Origin of the sequence: Streptomyces sp. NPDC005728 (assembly GCF_040630895.1) — a bacterium.
Taxonomy (GTDB): Bacteria; Actinomycetota; Actinomycetes; order Streptomycetales; family Streptomycetaceae; genus Streptomyces.
This window is the reverse complement of the sequence record NZ_JBEXYL010000023.1, coordinates 84,997-102,640: the sequence shown is the minus strand read 5'-3', so window position 1 is coordinate 102,640 and position 17,644 is coordinate 84,997. Positions and strand designations below refer to the sequence as shown.

Genomic DNA, 17,644 nt, shown 5'->3' with positions numbered 1-17,644 from the left:
TCGAGGCGATCTTGGTCCGACTGGGGAAGTTTTTCTTCTGCACAGCCGGTGGACGGTAAAGGTGCAGGTCAGGGTGTTGTGTCTGGCGAGATCGAGGGCTTGTTCACAGGGCTGTCCACCGGGCTGTGCACAGGTTTCGGCGGGTTCTCCACAGCATCGGGGCCGTCGTCCACATGGCCTGTGGATAACCAGATTGGCTGACGGTGCCGACAGGCCTACCGTTGTCCGGCGCCTGCTCCTTCCCTCGACCCGGGAAACGTCACAAAACCGACGTGCCAGAACCGGAGTTGGGCCTCTTATTTGTCAGTGCCGTGCCGTACAACAGAGGGCACGGCGAGGTCCGCCGTGCGGACGGGAGGAGGTGGCTCGGTGAGCATTTCCGAGCCCTTGGACGATCCGTGGGCCGATAGCGGGCCCAGCGATCGTCTGCCCGCCTCCCGTCGGCGAAGCGACGGCGGGCGGGGTCGTGACGAACAGCACGACCGGGGCCGGGAAAACGGCGGCTGGGACGGCGGGGGCTCCTCTTTCGAGCGGGTCCCGCCGCAGGATCTGGACGCCGAGCAGTCCGTCCTGGGCGGCATGCTGCTGTCCAAGGACGCCATCGCCGACGTGGTCGAGATCCTCAAGGGCCATGACTTCTACAAGCCCGCGCACGAGACGATCTACCAGGCGATCCTCGACATCTACGCCAAGGGCGAGCCGGCCGACCCCATCACCATCGCCGCGGAACTCACCAAGCGTGGCGAGATCAACAAGGTCGGCGGGGCGTCGTATCTGCACACCCTCGTCCAGACCGTGCCGACGGCGGCGAACGCCGAGTACTACGCGGAGATCGTCCACGAGCGAGCGGTCCTGCGCCGTCTGGTCGAGGCAGGCACCCGTATCACGCAGATGGGATACGCGGCCGAGGACGACGTGGACGAGATCGTCAACCGCGCCCAGGCCGAGATCTATGCGGTCACCGAGCAGCGCACCAGCGAGGACTACCTCCCGCTCGGCGACATCATGGAGGGCGCCCTCGACGAGATCGAGGCGATCGGCTCGCGCAGCGGCGAGATGACCGGCGTGCCCACCGGCTTCACGGATCTCGACTCCCTGACCAACGGTCTGCACCCGGGCCAGATGATCGTCATCGCGGCCCGCCCCGCGATGGGTAAGTCCACGCTCGCGCTGGACTTCGCGCGCGCGGCGTCGATCAAGCACAACCTGGCCAGCGTCATCTTCTCCCTCGAAATGGGGCGCAACGAGATCGCGATGCGTCTGCTGTCGGCCGAGGCGCGCGTGGCCCTGCACCACATGCGCTCGGGCACCATGACGGACGAGGACTGGACCCGCCTGGCGCGCCGGATGCCCGAGGTGTCCTCCGCACCGCTCTACATCGACGACTCGCCGAACCTGTCGATGATGGAGATCCGTGCGAAGTGCCGGCGGCTGAAGCAGCGCAACGACATCAAGCTCGTGATCATCGACTATCTGCAGCTGATGCAGTCCGGTGGCTCCAAGCGTTCCGAGAGCCGGCAGCAGGAGGTCTCGGACATGTCCCGAAACCTCAAGCTCCTGGCCAAGGAGCTTGAGGTACCGGTGATCGCGCTCTCGCAGCTCAACCGTGGTCCCGAGCAGCGCACGGACAAGAAGCCCATGGTGTCCGACCTGCGTGAGTCCGGGTCCATCGAGCAGGACGCCGACATGGTGATCCTGCTGCATCGCGAGGACGCCTATGAGAAGGAGTCGCCACGGGCGGGCGAGGCGGACATCATCGTGGGCAAGCACCGTAACGGCCCGACGGCGACGATCACGGTCGCTTTCCAGGGCCACTATTCCCGCTTTGTGGACATGGCCCAGACCTGACCCAGAGCTGACCCGGTCCGATCTCCGGCGAAATGAACTCGACGCATGGCGCCCCAGCGGATGGACTGGGCCCATGACGACATCTCAGGAAGAACTGCTCCCGGGGACTCGGCGTGCGCTGCTGCACCGGATCGCTGTCGCTCAGGCCGAAGGCCGGGCGCCCTCGCTGGTCGCCACGGTTGTGCGCGACGGGCGGGCCGTCTGGCACGGGGCGCGGTCCTCCGTGGACGGACACGGACCGGACGAGAACGTGCAGTACCGGATCGGGTCGATCACCAAGACGTTCACCGCCGTCCTGGTGCTGCGCCTGCGTGACGAGGGCGTGCTCGATCTCGGTGATCCCCTGGAGAAGTATCTGCCGGGCACCGGGGCCGGCGAGGCGACGATCGCCGAACTGCTCGCACACACCGCCGGGTTGGCGGCCGAGTCACCCGCTCCCTGGTGGGAACGGACGCCGGGCTCGCTGCGCCCCGAGCTGAGCGATGTCCTCGGCGAGCAGCCCCTTCTGCACCCCGTCGGCCGTCGCCACCATTACTCCAATCCCGGCTACACGCTGCTCGGCGCCTTGGTGGAGGAGCTTCGGGGCGCACCCTGGGAGGAGGTGCTGCGCAGCGAGGTGCTCGAACCGCTCGGCCTCCATCGCACCAGCGCCCAGCCAGAGGCGCCGCATGCGGGTGGCTGGGCGGTGCATCCCTGGGCCGACGCACTGCTGCCCGAACCGCTGGAGGATCTCGGCCGGATGGCCCCCGCCGGCCAGCTGTGGTCCACCACCGGGGACCTTGCGCGGTTCGCCGCCTTCCTGGCCGGGGGAGACGACCGGGTGCTGAGCGCGGAGTCGGTGCGGGAGATGCGGACACCCGCGGCGCCTGCCGAGGCCGCGGACGTGGCGGACGGGGCGACCTACGGCCTCGGCCTGCAGATCCAGCAGCGAGACGGCAGGCTCCTCGTCGGGCACTCCGGCTCGCTTCCGGGCTTTCTCGCGAACCTCACCATCAGCGTGGAAGACGATGTCGCGGCGGTGGTCCTGGCCAACTGCACCAGTGGCCCGTTGCTGGGAGCGGTGGGGGCCGATCTCGTCCGTATCGTCGCCGAGACGGAACCACGTATCCCCGAGCCGTGGCGTCCGCTGCGTGAAGTGGACCGCGGCGTGCTGGAGTTGGCCGGGCAGTGGTACTGGGGGACGCATGCCTTCGGCCTGCGGGTCACGGCGGACGGGCTCCTCACGCTGGGACCGCTGACGGGCGGTGGTCGCCGGGCCCGCTTCCGTTCGAACGGAGACGGAACATGGACGGGCCTGGAGGGTTACTACGCCGGAGAGCTGCTGCGGGCCGTTCGCCGCCCGGACGGGTCCGTGAGCCATCTCGACCTCGGGTCGTTCGTGTTCACGCGGCAACCGTACGAGGAGGGGGCCGAGGTGCCCGGTGGGGTGGATCCCAAGGGCTGGCGGGGGATCGCGGAATAGTCGACGCATCGCACGAAGGGCGGGTGTTTCACGTGAAACACCCGCCCCTCTCCGTTTCAGAGCTGGAGCTTGAAACCCACGTGCGAGGCGGTGAAGCCGAGCCGTTCGTAGAAGCGGTGGGCATCGGTGCGGCTGGTGTCGGAGGTCAGCTGCACCAACTGGCAGTCCTGGCGTCGGGATTCCTCGACAGCCCATTCGATGAGGTGTGTGCCCAGGCCGCTGCCACGCTCGTCGGCGTGGATACGGACGCCCTCGATGATCGAGCGGGTCGCCCCCTTGCGGGAGAGCCCGGGGATGAAGGTCAGCTGGAGGGTGCCGATGACACGGCCATCACGCACGGCCACGACGAGGTGCTGGTTCGGGTCCGCGTTCAGCCGCTCCAGGGCCGGCAGGTAAGGCGTCAGGTCGTCGGGTGACTCACGCTGGGCGCCCAGGGGGTCGTCGGCGAGCAGGGCAACGATCGCGGGCAGGTCGTCCGCGGTCGCACGGCGTATTTCGAGATCTCCCATGGCCGCACCCTATGCGGGCACATTCAGGGACTCCACGACCCGTACCAGCGGGGCCAGCTCGGGGTTCCTGGCCGCATCGTCCAGGGCCTCGCGCAGGGCGACGTCATTGGTGGGCCGTGCCTCCTCCAGCAGTCGCAGGCCCGCCTCGGTGACGTTGGTGTAGATGCCGCGACGGTCGGTGGGGCACAGGTAGCGCTCCAGCAGGCCGCGGTCCTCCAGGCGGGTCACCAGGCGCGTGGTGGCGCTCTGGCTGAGCACGACGGCATCGGCGACCTGCTTCATCTGTAGATGGCCGCCCTCGCCCTCGTGCTGCCGGCTGAGCACGTCGAGCAGGGAGTACTCGCGGACGCTCAGGTCGTGCTTGGCCTGCAGGGCGCGCTCGATGTGCGCCTCGATCCTTCCGTGCAGCAGAGAGAGGGCGCACCAGCCCTGGGCGAGGGCGGTGAGCGCGGGGTCCGTCGCTGTCATTGGCGTTTTCCTCCGTCCCGGAGCGGCTGAATCCAGAGTAGAGCACTCCTGCAATAGTCCCCGCTTGCAAGTAGCCCGCGTCTGCAACTATTGTGAACAAAGGTAAAGCGCTCCTGCAATCTTCTGGGAAGGTGTACCCCCACATGCCTCTCGCGCTTCTGGCCCTCGCGATCGGGGCCTTCGGAATCGGAACGACCGAGTTCGTGATCATGGGCCTGCTGCCCGAGGTCGCGGGCGACTTCGGGGTTTCCATCCCCACGGCGGGCCTGCTGGTGAGCGGCTACGCCCTCGGCGTGGTGATCGGCGCTCCGCTGATGACCGTGCTCGGCACCAAGGTCTCCCGCAAGCGGATGCTGATGATGCTGATGATCCTGTTCATCGTCGGAAACCTGATCTCCGCCGTGGCGCCCACCTTCGGGATCATGCTGATCGGACGGGTGGTCGCGTCCCTCGCCCACGGCGCCTTCTTCGGCATCGGCTCGGTCGTGGCGGCCGAATTGGTGGCCCCCGACAAGAAGGCCGGCGCCATCGCGATGATGTTCACCGGCCTGACCGTCGCCAATGTCGTCGGCGTCCCGCTGGGCACGCTCATCGGGCAGAGCGTCGGCTGGCGTGTCACCTTCGGCATCGTCGCTGCTCTCGGTGTCGTCGGCCTGGCCGGTGTCGCCAGGCTGGTGCCCGAGATGCCCAGGCCGGAGGGCGTGCATCTGCGCCATGAACTGGCTGCCTTCAAGAACACCCAGGTCCTGCTCGCCATGGCGATGACCGTGCTCGGCTTCGGTGGTGTCTTCGCGGCCATCACCTACATCGCGCCGATGATGACCCACGTCGCCGGCTTCGCCGACGGGTCGGTCACCTGGCTGCTGGTCCTGTTCGGCCTCGGCATGGTCGGGGGCAACCTCATCGGCGGCAGGTCCGCCGACCGCGCGTTGATGCCGATGCTGTACGTCTCCCTGGGCGCGCTGGCCGTCGTCCTCGCGCTGTTCACGATCACCGCGCACAACAAGATCGCGGCCGCCGTGACCATCGCCCTGATCGGTGCCCTCGGCTTCGCGACCGTCCCGCCGCTGCAGAAGCGCGTGCTCGACCAGGCTCACGGCGCCCCGACGCTCGCGTCGGCCGTGAACATCGGCGCCTTCAACCTCGGCAACGCCCTCTCCGCCTGGCTCGGCGGCATGGTGATCGCGGCCGGCTTCGGCTACACAGCCCCCAACTGGGTCGGCGCCGCCCTCGCCGCGGCCGCCCTGGTCCTCGCCGTCCTCTCCGCCGCCCTCGAGCGCCGCGACAGCGTACGGAGCGCCGTGGTGGCCTCCGGAACGCCCGCCGCGCAGCGGACCGCCGTCCACCACTGAGCCAGCCGTCCCCGACCGCCGCCAAGGCGTACGCCGCCCCCGGCCGGTGCGGCACACCCCACGCACTACTGCACCGCACTACTGCACCAAGGAGAACGCTCCATGAGAACCACCACCGTCGCCCCGCTCACCATCGAGGACGCCGAACTGCTCGTCGCCACGGCCCGTCACGCGGCCGAGGAGGCCGGGGTCACCGTCAGCGTCACCGTCCTGGATGCCGGCGGACACCTGCTCGCCTTCCGCCGGGACGACCGGGCCGTGCTGATTTCCGGCGAGACCAGCACCCGCAAGGCCTACACCGCGCTACAGCTGAACGCGGCCACGGCCGACCTCGTCGATGCCGTTCAGCCCGGCGGCCTCTTCCACACGCTGCCCACGGCTCTGGACCGGCCCCTGCTCTTCATCGCAGGCGGTCTCCCCGTCCATCGGGACGGCCGTCTGATCGGCGCGATCGGCGTCGGCGGCGGCGCACCGGACCAGGACCACGGCATTGCCACTGTGGCCGTGCAGGGGCTCGCCTGACCACACGCCCTGAGACGTGACAACGCCGGCCCCGCCTTGAGAGCGGTGGGCCGGCGTTGTGTCGCCCGACGGCTCAGCCAGCGGCCACCGTCAGCGGCGCGAACCGGCGCTTCCAGTCCCCCGGCAGATCCGTGATGCCGTGGGTCATGACGGCGTTGAAGGCCACGGATGCCAGCCCCCGTGCCTTGGCCCAGGCCAGCAGATCCTCGTGGCGTACGTCGATGTCGGTGCGCAGAGGCCGGTCCGTGTGGGCCGCGAGTGAGGCGATGAGGGCCTGAGCCGTTGCGGTGTCCCGGGCGATCAACGGGCCGACGACATGGGTGTCCATGTTGGGCCACGCGGCCGTGTAGCCGACGATCCGGCCGTCCTCCTCGGCCACGCGCAGTTGGTCGGCGAAGGCGGGCAGGCGGGTGATGAGGGGGGTGCGGTCGGCGCCGAACACCTCCTCGTCGAGACGGAGGATCGAGGGCAGGTCCTCCGCGGTGGCAGCACGGGTCGCCACCCCGAGTTCCGGCCCACCAGGGCTGAAGTGCCCTCTCAGCATCTCCGCCCGGCCCGTGACCTTGAAGCCCAACTCTTCGTAGAGAGGACGTCCGTAGGGCGTGGCGTGCAGGGTCAGCGGTGTGGTGCCCATGGCGGCTACGACATGCCGCATCAGCCGGCGTCCGACACCTCGGCGGGCGTGACGGCCGGCGACCAGGACCATGCCGATGGCGCCGAGGTCGGACCGCTCCCAGGCGCCGTACTCCGTCACGACGCACGCGGCGACAAGCCCGCCATCGGGGTCGTCGATGCCATACCCCTTCCCAGCCGTGAGGAGGAAGCCCCACTTGTGTTCCTCGCGTGGCCACCCCCGATCCTCGGACAAGTCGGCGCAGGCGGTGAGATCGCGGAGCGTGAGACGACGGATGGGCAGAGCAGCGAGGGAAGGAGTCGGCACGCAGGTCAGGCTGTCCGACCGGCACCCCCGGCGTCCACCTGTTTCGATGCAGACGCAGGCGCTTTTGGCCATGTCGTGGCCAATCCCACAGGTCGTGAACAGGAGGGGGTGTTTCACGTGAAACATCGAAAGCCCACTAGCCTCAGGCTATGGCGAGACTCCATCTCTTCGATCTCGATGGCACATTGCTGCACGGCACCACCGCTCCCGTGGAGATCTCCCGCCAATTGGGCAGGGAGGCTGAGACGGTGGCGTTGGACCGGGCGATCGCGGAGGGGAGGATAGGGCCACCGCAGTATGCGACCCAGGTGTACGACCTCTGGGCGGATTTGACCGAGGCGCATGTGAGCGCGGCTTTTGAGGCGGCTCCCTGGCTGGCCCGGATCCGTGAGGTATGGGCGGCGATCAGAGGTGCGGGCGACTACTGCGCGGTGGTGTCCCTCTCACCGTCCTTCTTCGTGGAACGCCTCCTCGGCTGGGGCGCACACGCGGCCCATGGCTCGCGTTTTCCCGCCGTGCCGTTCGCCGAGCCCGTGGATCCGGCCGGGGTGCTCAGCGCTGCGGCCAAGGTGACCATCGCTGACCGGCTCTGCGAGGAGTTCGGTGTGAGCCGGGCGGACTGTGTCGCTTACGGCGATTCACTGTCCGACAAGGAGCTCTTTGCTGCTGTACCGGTTTCCGTCGCTGTCAATGCGGACGGCCACCTGGCTGGACTGGCCACCTACTCCTACATCGGGCGGGATCTGTGGGATGCCTACGAATTGGTGACACCCGTCCGGTAGTTGAGGGAGTTCATGGTTCGCCCCTTGCCCGTCCCATGGGGAAGCAAGGGGGGACTTGTGTGCATGGCGACGGCCGGTAGGGTCGACTCCGGTTCACGTCCGGGATGGAGTCCACGCATCCCGTGCGGGCCGAGAGCAGGGCAGGCAGCCTAACGGGACGAAGAGATCGAAGACCCGCGTTTCCGGGTATACGGCCGTGGCATCCGGTCAGGATGGGATGCTGCGGAGAGTGTGCTACGGCTGGCCGCCCGCCGGGGGAAAGCAGGCACCTCCCGAGGAGGAGGTGTGCAGACCGACCGAAAGATGTTCGAGGCGAGGGCACCATGGACGCTCCGACCACCACGTCGGGGGAGAACGGCATAGCGGGCGGAGGCGGCTGGTTCATGCCGCGGAAGTTGCCTTCGACCCCGCCCGACGGTGATGAGGAGACGACCGAGGGGCGCAGGCCCGCGGTGGTACGCCCGGTGGGCCGGCCGAACCGGGAGGGCACCGCAGGCCCCGCGCCGGACGCCCCGGTCGCACGCCCCGCGTCCGACACTCCCGCCGTGGGCCCCGCTCCTGGCACTTCCGCCGCCCGCCCGGCGTGGGACGCTCCCAGCGCACGACCCACCCCTGGCGCTCCCGCAGCAGTCCCACCCGGCCCCCCGAGCCCGCCGAGGCCCGAGCCCGCCCCGGCTTTTGATCCTTGGCTTCCTGCCGCCGCGACCACCGAGCCACAGCGCGTGCCCGCCCAGCGCGCGGCCCCGCCCACTGCTCCGTCTCCCGGTCCGACCGTCGAAGAGGGATCCCCGGACGCGGTTGTCATCCGCCGCACGATGGCCGAGATCGCCCCCGTCGCCGACAAGGTGACCTCCTATTTCTATGCGCTCCTCTTCGTCCGCCACCCCGAGCTGCGCCCGCTGTTCCCGGCCGCGATGGACACCCAGCGGGACCGACTGCTGAAGGCCCTCCTGACCGCCGCCGAGCACGTCGACAACACGCCTGTCCTCGTCGACTATCTGCAGAACCTGGGCCGTGGACACCGGAAGTACGGCACACGCGCCGAGCACTACCCGGCCGTGGGTGAATGCCTTATCGGCGCGTTGAGCAAGTACGCTGCCGCCCTCTGGAATCCGGAGACCGAGGCGGCCTGGGTACGGGTCTACACGACGATCTCCCAGGTGATGATCGACGCCGCGGCGGTGGACGAACTACGTGCGCCCGCCTGGTGGCACGCCGAGGTCGTCGCGCACGACCTCAGGACCTCCGACGTCGCGGTCGTCACCGTCCGCCCGGACCAGCCCTATCCCTTTCTCGCCGGGCAGTACACGAGCGTGGAGACGCCCTGGTGGCCCCGGGTCTGGCGGCACTACTCGTTCGCCTCGGCGCCCCGCTCGGACGGTCTGCTGACGTTCCACGTGAAAGCCGTTCCGGCCGGCTGGGTCTCCAACGCGCTGGTGCACCGCGCCCGGCCCGGAGACGTCATACGTCTGGGCCCGCCGGGCGGCTCGATGACCGTCGACCACACCAGCGACAGCGGGCTGCTCTGCCTGGGTGGCGGCACCGGCATAGCGCCCATCAAGGCCCTGGTCGAGGACGTGGCCGAGCACGGCCGCCGTCGTCCGGTCGAGGTGTTCTACGGCGCCCGCACCGACCAGGACCTGTACGACATCGACACCATGCTCAGGCTCCAGCAGAGCCATCCGTGGCTCTCCGTCCGGGCCATCATCGACCAGCAGGCCCATCTCCAGCTTCCCGACGCCATACGGGAGTACGGGCCCTGGAACGAGTTCGACGCCTATCTCTCGGGCCCGCCCGGGATGATCCGCAACGGAGTCGACGCCCTGCGGGACATCGGCATCCCCTCGGACCGCATACGGCACGACTCGGTCGAGGAGCTGATCGTCGTCGGGAACTGACCGGCTCTCCGGCTATCCGAGGTCGGGGGCGTGCATGGCGCGGACGCCCTCGATGTTGCCGTCCAGGTAGTGCCGCAGCGACAGCGGAACGAGGTGGACGGAGGCGATCCCGACGCGGGTGAACGGGACCCGGACGATCTCGTACTCGCCTGCCGGCTCCTCCACTTCGGGGCCGTGGCGCAGCGACGGGTCCATGGACTCCAGTCGGCAGACGAAGAAGTGCTGTACCTTCACGCCGGTCGCCCCGCCGTCCTCGCCGATGTGCTCCACGGTGTCCACGAAGCAGGGCACGACGTCGGTGATCTTGGCGCCGAGTTCCTCGTACACCTCGCGGTGCAGGGCGTCGACGACGGTCGGGTCCGCGGGTTCGACCCCGCCACCGGGCGTGACCCAGTAGGGATCGACACCGGGCTTGGTGCGCTTGATCAGGATCAGGTCGTCACCGTCCAGAAGAACGGCACGGGCGGTGCGCTTGACCACGGGTCGGACGGTCATGGGAGAAATGTGGCCCGGCTGGTTCCACGTGAAACATCGCACAGTGCCACGGTCTGAATGCGGCGAGTGAACCCCTGGAATGAGGGGCTCAACACCAGTGCGCGGCCGCCTGCTGGAGCCACTCGTGCGCCCGCGCGATGTGCGGCATGGCGAGCGTTCCGGTGCGCACTGCCAGGAAGTACGTACGCAGCGGCGGCACCGCGGGGTCGTGCAGCGCGATGATCTCGCCGCGGTCGAGGGCCGGGACACAGAGGTAGCGGGGCAGCACCGCCAGTCCGGCGCCCGCGATCGCACAGGCGAGCACCGCGCGCAGATCGGGGACGATGACCGCGCCCGAGCCCGCAGGGCGCGAGTCGAATACGGCGGCCCAGTAGCGCGAGACGAAGGGCAGCGACTCGTGGACCTCGACGACAGGCAGGTTCTCCAGCGCGGGCGCCCCCTTGAGCCGCAGCGTTCCAGGGCCGATCCGCTCGGCCCAGCGCGGGGCGGCGACCAGCGTGTGCTCCTCGTCGCACAGGGGGGTAGCGGTCAGGAGGGCGCCGCGGGGCCTGGCTGTACTGATGGCCAGGTCGTGGTGTCCGGCGGCCAGCCCCTCCAGCGTCTCCTCCGCGGTGCCGAACGAGGCGCGCAGCGCGAAGCCCTGGCCGTCGTCGCCGGTCAGCTTCGTCAGGGCGGGAAGAGCGCGTTCGGCGGTGAACTCCGGCGGGCCGGCGAGGTGCAGCGTCCGTAACGAGGACTCGTCGTCCAGACCGCTTTCGGCTATCTCCACCAGGGCGTCGAGATGCGGCGCCGCCTTGTGGGCGAGTTCGTCGCCGATGGTCGTGGGCGTCACCCCGCGGGCCTGCCGTAGGAACAGGGGACGGCCCAGCTGGCGCTCGAGGGTGCGGATCTGGGAGGTGACGGCCGGCTGGGAGAGGCCCAGCAGCGCGGCGGCGCGGGTGAAGGAACCAGCCCGGTGCACGGTGACGAAGGTGCGCAGCAAGGCCAGATCCATGACACGCCCTTCCCTTCCGCTGCTCTCCTCCGGCCCCCGGGCAGGCACCAACTATAAATAAGTCGATAGGCCTCTGTCGCTACCGTGATTGGACACTGACAGAGAGTCAACTAGCCTTGGTCGCGCGGTTCTTCGTGGGAGGAACCGGGGGCGGTCCGAGCCACGAGGGGGGAGGCTCGGACCGCCGGCGGGGTGGGACGGAAGCGCCTGAACCGGTCACTGTGCCGACTCGTCCAGAGCCCGTAGTACATCCGCCACCAGGTCCGCGGGATCCTCGGCGCCGACGGACATGCGGATGAAGCCCTCCGGGACCGGGTCTCCGCCCCAGCGGGCGCGGCGTTCGGCCGTGGAGCGCACGCCGCCGAAGCTCGTCGCGTCCTCGACCAGGTGCAGTGCCGCAAGGAAACGCTCGGCACGCGCGCGCGTGGGCAGCGTGAAGGAGACCACGCAGCCGTAGCGTCGCATCTGCTGTGAGGCGATCTTGTGCGCCGGATCGTCGGGCAGCCCGGGATAGCGCAGCCCGGAGACGTCGGGCCGCTGTCGCAGTGCCTCGGCGAGCACGAGGGCCGTCGCGTTCTGCCGGTCGATGCGCAACTGGAGCGTGGCGAGGGAGCGGTGCGCGAGCCAGGCCTCCATGGGCCCCGAGATCGCGCCGACGATCTTGCGCCAGCGGCGTACGGCGGCCATCGCCTCGGCGTCACGACCGGTGACATAGCCCAGCAGGACATCACCGTGCCCGGTCAGCTGCTTGGTGCCGCTGGCCACGGAGAAGTCGGCGCCCAGCTCCAGCGGGCGCTGCCCGAGCGGGGTGGCGAGGGTGTTGTCGACGGCCACCAGCGCGCCGCGCGCGTGCGCCGCCTCCGCCAGCCGCCGGATGTCGCACACGTCGAGCCCCGGGTTCGACGGCGACTCGATCCACAGCAGCCGCGCGCCGTCGAGGACCTCCAGCTGGGCGTCACCGCCGGTGGGCGCCGTGCGCACCTCGATGCCGTACGCCTCCAACTGGGCGCGGACCAGCGGCAGCACCTGGTAGCCGTCGGAGGGCAGGACCACCGCGTCGCCCGCACGCAGCTGGGAGAACAGCACCGCGGAGATCGCTGCCATCCCGGAGGGGAACACCAGTGTCTCGACGTCGTCCTGCCCGGGCGCCTCCAGCTCGCCGATGGCGCGCTGCAGGAGGGTCCAGGTCGGGTTGTCGTCACGGCCGTAGGCGTACGGTCCCGACACATCGCCCGGAAGGTGGTAGTGCGCGGCGAACACCGGTCCGGGCAGGGTCGGTTCGTTCTTGACCGGCTCGGGCAGCCCGGCCCGTACCACGCGCGTGCCGTCGCCGATGCGGTCCGCGTCCTTTTCGGCGTCGCTCATGCGGCCCGTCCCTCCAGTTGTTCCCGTACGGCGGCGACCAGGCCGGTGTTCGCCGCCTCCACCATCTCAAGGCACTCCTCGAAGCCGTCCAGACCCCCGTAGTACGGGTCCGGTACGTCGAGGTCGTCGCCGGCCGCCGGGTCGTACGCGCGCAGCAGCCGCACCTTGCGGGCGGCCTCCTCTGTGGGCGCGAGGCGGCGCAGGGCCTTGAGGTGGCCGGTGTCGAGGGCGATCACCAGGTCGAGGCGGGCGAACCAGGAGGACTGGAACTGGCGAGCTATGTGCTCGGTGCCGTAGCCGTGCTCATCGAGGACCGAGACGGTGCGCGGGTCGGCGGCATCCCCCTCGTGCCAGCCGCCGGTACCGGCGCTGTCGACCTCCACCAGGCTCTGGAGACCGGCCTCCTCGATGCGCGTGCGGAAGACGGATTCGGCCATCGGGGAGCGGCAGATGTTGCCGGTGCACACGAAACAGACGCGGTAGGTCATGGCGGGCTCAGTCCTCGTCGGGCAGGACGAGGTGCAGCGCCCACGAGACGATGGAGATGATCAGACCGCCGAGTACCGCGGTCCAGAATCCCTCCACGTGGAAGCTCAGGTCGAGCTTGCCGCACACCCAGGAGGTCAACAGCAGCATCAGTGCGTTGACCACCAGGGTGATCAGTCCGAGGGTCAGGATGAACAACGGGAAGGTGAGCACCTTCATGATCGGCTTGACCAGGAAGTTCACCAAGCCGAAGATCAGCGCGACAACGATCAGCGTGCCGACCTTCTTGCCCGTGTTGTCACCTGTGAGGGTGATCTTGTCGAGAAGCCATACGGCGACGGCGAGAGCGCCCGCGTTGGCGATCGTCTTGACTACGAAATTCTTCATGTGTCTGATCGTGGCAGACCAGATCGACGGCGAGCAGTGGGGCGAGGGCGGACAACAGCGATGAAGGCTTTCCGGCTGGACGAACTGGAGGCGGAGCGCGCCGCCAACGAGGGGGCCTACCTGCAGTTCCTGCGTGAGCGGAACATGTCGGTCGGCCTGTACGCCCTCAACGCGGGCGAGCACGATCCACAGAAGCCGCACAGCCAGGACGAGGTGTACTTCGTCGTCAGCGGCCGCGCATCGATCACGGTCGGTCTGGAGACCACCCAGGTGGCGCGCGGCAGCGTGGTGTACGTGCCGGCCGGCGTCGCCCACAAGTTCCACCACATCACCGAGGATCTGCGGGTTCTGGTCGTCTTCTCTCCGCCCGAGGCCTGACCCCGGGTCTCGGGGTTCCCTAGGGGGCGGGTCAGGGGACGACAAGGGGTGCGAGGCCCCCACGGGACCCTCTGGCGGCCCTAGCATCGAGTGCAGACATCGAGAACTGCGTCCACGACAGCGCGCAGTACGCCGTGAACGCACCGGAACGCAAAGGACGAGCGCAATGCGAGAGATTTTCGCGGGGCTGCCGTGGTGGGTGAAGTGGGTCGCGGTGCCGGTCATCGCCCTGGTCGTGTTCGGCAGCCTGATAGCGACCGTGGTCGGCTTCGTGATCGGCCTGCTCTTCAAGGCGCTGGTCTTCGTCGCCCTGGTCGGCGGACTGATCTACATCGTGCGCAAGTTCATGTCGAACTCCTCGTCGCGCAGCGACTGGTGAGGGACGAGGGAGCCGGTCAGCGGTAACGGGAGGCGCCGGTTCCCTCGGGGGAGGGAAGTTTCCCCGGCAGGCCGTCCGCATACGGTGGCGGGCGGTTAGAGTCCGGAACCCCACGCGGGGCCGGGCCCCGCGGGCGGCGTACACCCCCACCCGTGTTCTCTCCGCACGGGCTGCCCCCACCTCGCGCTTCGGGAGTGACCCTTGGCCACGGTTGACACCGCACCGGCAGAACCCCACGCAGCCCCCGCCTCGGCGCGCTCCTGCACACCTCCCGTGCAGCGGCCACCCACCGCGTCCGTACCGGGACAACCACACGCTGGCCCCGTCCCCGGACCATCGCACGCCAATGACACCCCGGGGCAACCGCCTGCCGCGACCCTCATCGGATCCGTCCAGCGCGCTATCCGCCTGCTGGAGACCGTTGCCGCACACGAGTACGGCGCCCCCGCCAAGCAACTCGCCCGCGAGACCGGCCTAGCCCTGCCCACGACCTATCACCTGTTGCGCACCCTCGTGCACGAGGGCTATTTGCGCCGCGAGAAAGGGCTGTTCTTCCTCGGCGACGCGGCCGAGCGGCTGAGCAGCAGCGGAGCACAGCAGAAACGTCGCAGCGCGGTGGCCGACACCCTCGCGCACTGGCGCGATTCCATCGGTGTGCCGCTGTACTACGCGATGTACCGGGACGGTGAGATCGAGGTCATGTGCGTCTCCGACTCGCCCGAGGCCCCCGCGGTCGAGGAGTGGGCCGACTTCCGCGAGACGGGCCACGCGCACGCGATCGGGCAGTGCCTGCTCTCCCAGCTGGACGAGGACGCCCGTCGGGACCACCTGGCCCGCTATCCGGCGCAGTCCATCACGCCGTACACCGTGCGGGACAACCACGCCCTGCTGCGCCGGCTGGCCCGGATGCCACGGATGGAGCCGGTGGTGGAGCGTCAGGAGTACGCGCTCGGCACGGTCTGCGCCGCGATTCCGATCACGGTCGGCACCACGGCGGCCACGATGGCCATTTCGCTGCCCGCCCACCATGCCGACCGCCTGCTGCCCGCCGCTCGCCGTCTACAGGCCGAGATCGGGCGACATCTGGGCTCGCTGGCGCTCTCTATCAGTATCTGAAAACTCACTCCTTGTGATCTCCTGTGTACGTTCAGCAAGATTTGACCACGGTCGAGGGGATCAATCCCGGCCAGTCGATGTCATGTGACGGGGTAGGCGATGCGTGGATCGGTACAGGCAGAAGTCATGATGAGTTTTCTCGTGTCGGAGGAGCTCTCCTTCCGCATTCCGGTGGAATTGCGCTACGAGACCTGTGATCCCTATGCCGTGCGGCTGACCTTCCATTTGCCCGGCGATGCACCGGTGACCTGGGCCTTCGGCCGCGAACTGCTGATCGACGGGGTCGGGCGGCCGTGCGGGGAGGGGGACGTGCACATCGCACCCGCCGACGCCGAGGTGCTGGGCGAGGTGCTCATCCGCCTTCAGGTCGGCTGCGACCAGGCACTGTTCCGCTCCTCGGCGCCGCCGCTCGTGGCCTTCCTCGACCGCACGGACAAGCTTGTGCCGCTCGGCCAGGAGAGTGCGCTGGCCGACTTCGACGCCCACCTCGACGAGGCCCTGGACCGCATCCTGGCCGAGGAGCAGAGCGCCGGCTGAAGCGTTACGGCAACGGAGGCGCCGGGCGCTCCGCCGTGCCGTGTGAGACTGCGCAGGAACGCTTCTTCAATGGGTTTCCGGCCGGCAGGGCCCGCTCACCGCTTCCGGCGGCGGCCTCTGCCGCCGCGCGCCGGAGCGGGCTGGGCACCAGCAGGGGCCGCCGTGTCCGGTGCCGGCCGGTCGGCCGACACCACCAGCGCGGCGAGGGCGGTGGTCACCGGGACCGAGGCGACCAGGCCGATCGAGCCCACCAGCGTGCGCACGATCTCCTCGGCCACCAGCTCGCTGTTGGCGACCGTGCCCACGCTGCTCTGCGCGATCGAGAACAGCAGCAGCAGCGGCAGCGCGGCACCGGCGTAGGCGAGCACGAGGGTGTTGACCACGGAGGCGATGTGGTCACGGCCGATCCGGATGCCCGCCCGGTACAGCCCGCGCCAGCCCATCGCCGGATTGGCCTCGTGCAGCTCCCAGACCGCCGACGTCTGCGTCACCGTCACATCGTCCAGGACACCCAGCGAGCCGATGATGACGCCGGCCAGCAGCAGACCGCTCATGTCGATCGACGGATACAGGCCGTGGATCAGACCGGTGTTGTCGTCCGTGTTGCCGGTGAGCGCGGCCCAGTCGATGAACTCCGAGCCGAGGAAGCCGATCAGCAGCAGGGAGACCAGCGTGCCGAGCACCGCGACCGACGTACGGGCCGACAGCCCATGGCACATGTAGAGCGCGATGAGCATGATCGCGCTCGACCCGACGACGGCCACCAGCAGTGGATTCGACCCCTGCAGGATCGCGGGCAGGATGAAGAGCGTCAGCACCATGAAGCTCACGGCCAGTGCGACCAGCGCCATGACACCGCGCATCCGGCCCACCACCACGACGGCGAGCGCGAAGATCCCCGCGAGCAGCGCCATCGGGAACTTACGGTTCACATCGGTCACGGAGTACTGCAGGTCCTTCGGCGCCGAGGGCTCGTAGGCGACCACGACCTCCTCGCCCTGGCGCAACTGCCGTGACTGGTCGGGCTGCACGATCTCGGTGAACGTACGGCCCTTGTCGTTTCCGGTGTCGACGCGGATCGTCGCCTTCTTGCAGGTGCCGTTCGCCTCCTGCTGCGCGGAATTGCCCTCGGCGGTGGAGGTGTCGCCCGTCGGGGTGTCCCCCGAGGCGTTCACCGACTTGCAGCTCACCTCGATGACCTTGGTGACCGTGGCCTGCTGCGTCTGGCGGTCGAAGCCCACGCCGGTGCGCTCGTGCGACGGGGCCCCTCCGGGCCACAGCAGGACCAGGCCGACCACGACCGCAGCCGTGAACGGGATCAGGATCGCCGCGATGACCTTGCGCAGATGCTTCGAGACGGGCGCGGCGGGTCCATGGCTGTGGCTGTGACCGTGCGTGTGGCCATGTCCATCGCCCGGGCCGGGGCCATGCGGATGCCCGTGGCTGCCGCCGGTACCCGACGCGTGGAGGTGCCCGTGCCCCTGAGCCTGCCCGGGGCTGTGGCCGGTTCTCTGGCCGGGCTGCAGGGGCCCGTGGCCGTCGGCGGCACCGCTGCTGCCGTGGGGAGCCCGGCCGGGCCCTTCACCGCCTCCGTGGCCGTCATGGCCGTGTCCGCCGCCCTGTCCGGAGCCGCCTCCGCGCGGCGGCTCGGGGGGCGGGTACGGGTACTGCTCCGTCGTGGTCACCGCCAGATCATCGCAAGAACGGTAGGGGCCCTCTGTTCACC

Annotated in this window: 19 protein-coding genes; 10 read left to right on the top strand and 9 right to left on the bottom strand. The window is 69.3% G+C overall.

Features of this window, described 5'->3' with window-relative positions; genetic code table 11:
- Positions 1-369 precede the first annotated feature (369 nt).
- Together dnaB and ABZ471_RS18070 are read left to right on the top strand one after the other, a co-directional pair.
- Positions 370-1,848, top strand: coding sequence for a replicative DNA helicase (gene dnaB, locus ABZ471_RS18075; protein ID WP_359067581.1), 1,479 nt, complete (start codon positions 370-372; stop codon positions 1,846-1,848).
- Between the two features lie 73 nt (positions 1,849-1,921).
- The gene (locus ABZ471_RS18070; protein WP_359067578.1) at positions 1,922-3,310 is read left to right on the top strand and encodes a serine hydrolase domain-containing protein; all 1,389 of its coding nucleotides are present in this window, start codon (positions 1,922-1,924) and stop codon (positions 3,308-3,310) included.
- A gap of 56 nt (positions 3,311-3,366) precedes the next feature.
- Here the strand turns inward: ABZ471_RS18070 and ABZ471_RS18065 are convergent, their stop codons facing one another.
- Positions 3,367-3,819 carry a GNAT family N-acetyltransferase gene (locus ABZ471_RS18065; protein WP_359067576.1) on the bottom strand — a complete coding sequence of 151 codons (453 nt, stop codon included), beginning with the start codon at positions 3,817-3,819 and terminating at the stop codon, positions 3,367-3,369.
- Positions 3,820-3,828: 9 nt separating this feature from the next.
- Positions 3,829-4,287 carry a MarR family transcriptional regulator gene (locus tag ABZ471_RS18060; RefSeq protein ID WP_359067574.1) on the bottom strand — a complete coding sequence of 153 codons (459 nt, stop codon included), beginning with the start codon at positions 4,285-4,287 and terminating at the stop codon, positions 3,829-3,831.
- A 143-nt stretch (positions 4,288-4,430) separates the two neighbouring features.
- On the opposite strand from ABZ471_RS18060, the gene ABZ471_RS18055 reads away from it, so the two are divergent.
- Positions 4,431-5,639: an MFS transporter gene (locus tag ABZ471_RS18055; RefSeq protein WP_359067572.1), complete on the top strand. Its 1,209-nt coding sequence runs from the start codon at positions 4,431-4,433 to the stop codon at positions 5,637-5,639.
- Positions 5,640-5,741: 102 nt separating this feature from the next.
- Positions 5,742-6,161 (top strand): heme-binding protein, encoded by a 420-nt coding sequence (locus ABZ471_RS18050; RefSeq protein WP_359067570.1) that lies wholly within the window; start codon positions 5,742-5,744, stop codon positions 6,159-6,161.
- A gap of 73 nt (positions 6,162-6,234) precedes the next feature.
- Here the strand turns inward: ABZ471_RS18050 and ABZ471_RS18045 are convergent, their stop codons facing one another.
- Positions 6,235-7,101, bottom strand: coding sequence for a GNAT family N-acetyltransferase (locus tag ABZ471_RS18045; RefSeq protein ID WP_359067568.1), 867 nt, complete (start codon positions 7,099-7,101; stop codon positions 6,235-6,237).
- A gap of 149 nt (positions 7,102-7,250) precedes the next feature.
- On the opposite strand from ABZ471_RS18045, the gene ABZ471_RS18040 reads away from it, so the two are divergent.
- Both ABZ471_RS18040 and ABZ471_RS18035 read left to right on the top strand, forming a co-directional pair.
- Positions 7,251-7,883, top strand: a complete 633-nt coding sequence (locus tag ABZ471_RS18040) for an HAD-IB family phosphatase (protein WP_359067565.1) — start codon at positions 7,251-7,253, stop codon at positions 7,881-7,883.
- A gap of 323 nt (positions 7,884-8,206) precedes the next feature.
- Positions 8,207-9,781, top strand: coding sequence for a globin domain-containing protein (locus ABZ471_RS18035; RefSeq protein WP_359067563.1), 1,575 nt, complete (start codon positions 8,207-8,209; stop codon positions 9,779-9,781).
- A gap of 12 nt (positions 9,782-9,793) precedes the next feature.
- Here ABZ471_RS18035 and ABZ471_RS18030 read toward each other — a convergent pair whose 3' ends face one another.
- The 5 genes from ABZ471_RS18030 to ABZ471_RS18010 form a co-directional block, all read right to left on the bottom strand.
- Positions 9,794-10,276, bottom strand: coding sequence for an NUDIX hydrolase (locus ABZ471_RS18030; protein WP_359067561.1), 483 nt, complete (start codon positions 10,274-10,276; stop codon positions 9,794-9,796).
- Positions 10,277-10,364: 88 nt separating this feature from the next.
- Positions 10,365-11,270 (bottom strand): LysR family transcriptional regulator, encoded by a 906-nt coding sequence (locus ABZ471_RS18025; RefSeq protein ID WP_359067559.1) that lies wholly within the window; start codon positions 11,268-11,270, stop codon positions 10,365-10,367.
- Positions 11,271-11,486: 216 nt separating this feature from the next.
- On the bottom strand, positions 11,487-12,635 hold the full coding sequence (locus tag ABZ471_RS18020; RefSeq protein ID WP_359067557.1) for a cystathionine gamma-lyase: 1,149 nt from the start codon (positions 12,633-12,635) through the stop codon (positions 11,487-11,489).
- On the bottom strand, positions 12,632-13,123 hold the full coding sequence (locus ABZ471_RS18015; RefSeq protein WP_359067555.1) for a low molecular weight protein-tyrosine-phosphatase: 492 nt from the start codon (positions 13,121-13,123) through the stop codon (positions 12,632-12,634). Before ABZ471_RS18015 ends, ABZ471_RS18020 begins: the two co-directional genes overlap by 4 nt.
- A 7-nt stretch (positions 13,124-13,130) precedes the next feature.
- Positions 13,131-13,508 carry a phage holin family protein gene (locus ABZ471_RS18010; RefSeq protein WP_359067553.1) on the bottom strand — a complete coding sequence of 126 codons (378 nt, stop codon included), beginning with the start codon at positions 13,506-13,508 and terminating at the stop codon, positions 13,131-13,133.
- 60 nt (positions 13,509-13,568) lie between these two features.
- Between ABZ471_RS18010 and ABZ471_RS18005 the strand changes: the two genes are divergently transcribed.
- The 4 genes from ABZ471_RS18005 to ABZ471_RS17990 all read left to right on the top strand — a co-directional run bounded on the left by ABZ471_RS18005 (position 13,569) and on the right by ABZ471_RS17990 (position 15,918).
- A complete protein-coding gene (locus ABZ471_RS18005; protein WP_359067551.1) occupies positions 13,569-13,886 on the top strand; it encodes a cupin domain-containing protein in 318 nt (105 codons plus the stop codon).
- Positions 13,887-14,052: 166 nt separating this feature from the next.
- The gene (locus ABZ471_RS18000; protein ID WP_094218693.1) at positions 14,053-14,265 is read left to right on the top strand and encodes a DUF5326 family protein; all 213 of its coding nucleotides are present in this window, start codon (positions 14,053-14,055) and stop codon (positions 14,263-14,265) included.
- 201 nt (positions 14,266-14,466) lie between these two features.
- The gene (locus ABZ471_RS17995; protein WP_359067548.1) at positions 14,467-15,381 is read left to right on the top strand and encodes an IclR family transcriptional regulator C-terminal domain-containing protein; all 915 of its coding nucleotides are present in this window, start codon (positions 14,467-14,469) and stop codon (positions 15,379-15,381) included.
- A gap of 99 nt (positions 15,382-15,480) precedes the next feature.
- Positions 15,481-15,918, top strand: coding sequence for an SsgA family sporulation/cell division regulator (locus ABZ471_RS17990; protein ID WP_359067546.1), 438 nt, complete (start codon positions 15,481-15,483; stop codon positions 15,916-15,918).
- Positions 15,919-16,013: 95 nt separating this feature from the next.
- Here the strand turns inward: ABZ471_RS17990 and ABZ471_RS17985 are convergent, their stop codons facing one another.
- Positions 16,014-17,603 (bottom strand): YibE/F family protein, encoded by a 1,590-nt coding sequence (locus ABZ471_RS17985; RefSeq protein WP_359067544.1) that lies wholly within the window; start codon positions 17,601-17,603, stop codon positions 16,014-16,016.
- Between the last annotated feature and the right edge of the window lie 41 nt (positions 17,604-17,644).